Source organism: Mycolicibacter sinensis (assembly GCF_001667945.1).
Taxonomy (GTDB): Bacteria; Actinomycetota; Actinomycetes; order Mycobacteriales; family Mycobacteriaceae; genus Mycobacterium; species Mycobacterium sinense_B.
In genome coordinates, this window is sequence record NZ_LZJK01000002.1 from 1 (window position 1) to 2,496 (window position 2,496).

At 71.7% G+C, this 2,496-nt stretch carries 5 protein-coding genes; 2 read left to right on the forward strand and 3 right to left on the reverse strand.

Annotation, left to right across the window (positions count from 1 at the left end; all coding sequences use genetic code 11):
• The 3 genes from A5694_RS00055 to A5694_RS00065 all read right to left on the reverse strand — a co-directional run.
• A partial coding sequence (locus tag A5694_RS00055) for a PPE family protein (protein WP_234787883.1) occupies positions 1-537 on the reverse strand: 537 nt, incomplete at its 3' end.
• 14 nt (positions 538-551) lie between these two features.
• Positions 552-851, reverse strand: a complete 300-nt coding sequence (locus A5694_RS00060; RefSeq protein WP_064919827.1) for a PE family protein — start codon at positions 849-851, stop codon at positions 552-554.
• A gap of 23 nt (positions 852-874) precedes the next feature.
• The gene (locus A5694_RS00065; RefSeq protein ID WP_064919828.1) at positions 875-1,591 is read right to left on the reverse strand and encodes an SHOCT domain-containing protein; all 717 of its coding nucleotides are present in this window, start codon (positions 1,589-1,591) and stop codon (positions 875-877) included.
• Positions 1,592-1,669: 78 nt separating this feature from the next.
• Between A5694_RS00065 and A5694_RS00070 the strand changes: the two genes are divergently transcribed.
• Positions 1,670-1,945 carry a PE family protein gene (locus A5694_RS00070; protein WP_234787884.1) on the forward strand — a complete coding sequence of 92 codons (276 nt, stop codon included), beginning with the start codon at positions 1,670-1,672 and terminating at the stop codon, positions 1,943-1,945.
• 14 nt (positions 1,946-1,959) lie between these two features.
• Positions 1,960-2,496, forward strand: a 537-nt coding sequence (locus tag A5694_RS00075) for a PPE family protein (RefSeq protein WP_234787883.1), incomplete at its 3' end; no start/stop codon positions are given.

Here is a 2,496-nt window from a genome sequence, read left to right on the forward strand (position 1 = left end):
GGCTTGTTGCTGGACTTGTTGGTCGCGGTCGTCGAGGTGGACAGCATCGCCCCCTTCGAGGGCGGCGGTGCTGGCGTAGCCGTACATGGCGGTGGCGTCTTGGGCCCACATGTCGGCGTAGAGGGCTTCGTTGGCGGCGATGGCGGCGGTGTTTTGGCCGAGGAGGTTGGTGGCGATCAGGGTGGCTAGTTGGGTGCGGTTGGCGGCGATGACCGGTGGCGGGACGGTCATGGCGAAGGCGGTTTCGTAGGCGGCTGCGGCGGTGCTGGCTTGGGTGCCTGCGTGGGCGGCTTGGGCGGCGGTGGTGCTCATCCAGGCGGCGTAGGGGGCTGCGGCGGCGGCCATGGCGGTGGCGGCGGGGCCTTGCCAGGTTTCGTCGGTGAGTCCGGCGATGACGGCGCGGTAGGAGTTGGCTGCGGTTTCCAGTTCGGCGGCCATGGCTTTCCAGGCGCTTGCGGCGGCGCGGATGGGGCCGGAGCCGGCCCCGGAATACATCAGCGCAGAGTTGACCTCCGGCGGCAACGCTGCAAAATTCATCGGCTATCCCTTGATCAGCCGGCCGCGGCCGCGTTCGCCGCCTCGGCGGTCGCATACGAGGTTCCGCCGCCGTTGAGCGCGGCGACGAACATCTGGTTGACGGCCGCCGCCTGCGCGGCCACGTCCTGAAACAGCGCACCGTTGGCGTTGAACAGCGCGGCGATCGACGCCGAGACCGCATCGCCAGCCGGAGGCGCCATCGCGGTGGTCGGCGCCGCGACCGCCGCGCTCTGCGCCTGCACCGCTGAACCGATCCCCTGCAGATCGCCGGCCGCCCCGGACAGCATCTCCGGTTGAGTAACCAAGAAAGACATCTGTTGACCTCCCCTTTTCACATTCAGTCGTCGATAAAGTCTTCGATGACACGTTCGCGTTGTCGGTTGAATTCCTCGTCGGTCAGCACGCCGGAGTCGCGCAGTTCCGCCAGGCCGCGCAGTTCGGCGAGAACCTCGACACCGGTCACGTCGTCCCGGCGTTCCGCGGGCTCTGTAGCTTCCGGGGCCGGCCTGGGCGCCGCCGTGGGGTCGGGCTGGGTGGCCGCCGGTGCGCGTCGGCCCGGGGCCACCGTGGCGGCCATGGCACGTCCGGCCATGGTGGCCAGGGCCATCTCGGCATACGGGGCTTCGGCTCCGGCGGCCGCGGCGGCGGTACTGGATTGCGCTGAGACCAGGGCGACTTCGCGCAGCGCCGACGGGGCGGCGGCCGCCCAGGCCTGCGGCACCGACAGCGAGCCCAGCGGCACGGCCTTGCCCATGCCGGCCCAGGTCGCACCGACCCGGCCGGCCCCGCTCAGGCCGGCCGCCGGCAGCCCGGCGGCGGGTCCGAGACCGCCCGGGGGCGGGGCAAGCCCCGGCAGCCCGCCGACCGGCGTCGTCTGGCCGATCAAGCCCAGGCCGCTCGCGGCGCCGAACTCACCGGTGATGCCCAGGCCGGCGAACGGCCCCAGACTGGCCGCCTCGATCGCCAGTCCGCCGAATTCCAGGCCCGCGCCGCCGCCCTCGAAGGGGGCGATGCTGTCCACCTCGACGACCGCGACCAACAAGTCCAGCAACAAGCCGGCCGCGCCGGCGCCTTCATACGACCCGGAGGTGCCGGCGGCGGGTGCGGCTAGTTGGGTGGCGGTGGTCAGGGCGTGGCTGGCGGCGGCGCTGCCGGCGGTTTGCAGGGGATCGGTTCAGCGGTGCAGGCGCAGAGCGCGGCGGTCGCGGCGCCGACCACCGCGATGGCGCCTCCGGCTGGCGATGCGGTCTCGGCGTCGATCGCCGCGCTGTTCAACGCCAACGGTGCGCTGTTTCAGGACGTGGCCGCGCAGGCGGCGGCCGTCAACCAGATGTTCGTCGCCGCGCTCAACGGCGGCGGAACCTCGTATGCGACCGCCGAGGCGGCGAACGCGGCCGCGGCCGGCTGATCAAGGGATAGCCGATGAATTTTGCAGCGTTGCCGCCGGAGGTCAACTCTGCGCTGATGTATTCCGGGGCCGGCTCCGGCCCCATCCGCGCCGCCGCAAGCGCCTGGAAAGCCATGGCCGCCGAACTGGAAACCGCAGCCAACTCCTACCGCGCCGTCATCGCCGGACTCACCGACGAAACCTGGCAAGGCCCCGCCGCCACCGCCATGGCCGCCGCCGCAGCCCCCTACGCCGCCTGGATGAGCACCACCGCCGCCCAAGCCGCCCACGCAGGCACCCAAGCCAGCACCGCCGCAGCCGCCTACGAAACCGCCTTCGCCATGACCGTCCCGCCACCGGTCATCGCCGCCAACCGCACCCAACTAGCCACCCTGATCGCCACCAACCTCCTCGGCCAAAACACCGCCGCCATCGCCGCCAACGAAGCCCTCTACGCCGACATGTGGGCCCAAGACGCCACCGCCATGTACGGCTACGCCAGCACCGCCGCCCTCGAAGGGGGCGATGCTGTCCACCTCGACGACCGCGACCAACAAGTCCAGCAACAAGCC

What these genes read in the sequence shown, in the direction of transcription:
- A5694_RS00060 (WP_064919827.1), bottom strand. Translation starts at nt 851, where the DNA reads ATGTCTTTCTTGGTTACTCAACCGGAGATGCTGTCCGGGGCGGCCGGC.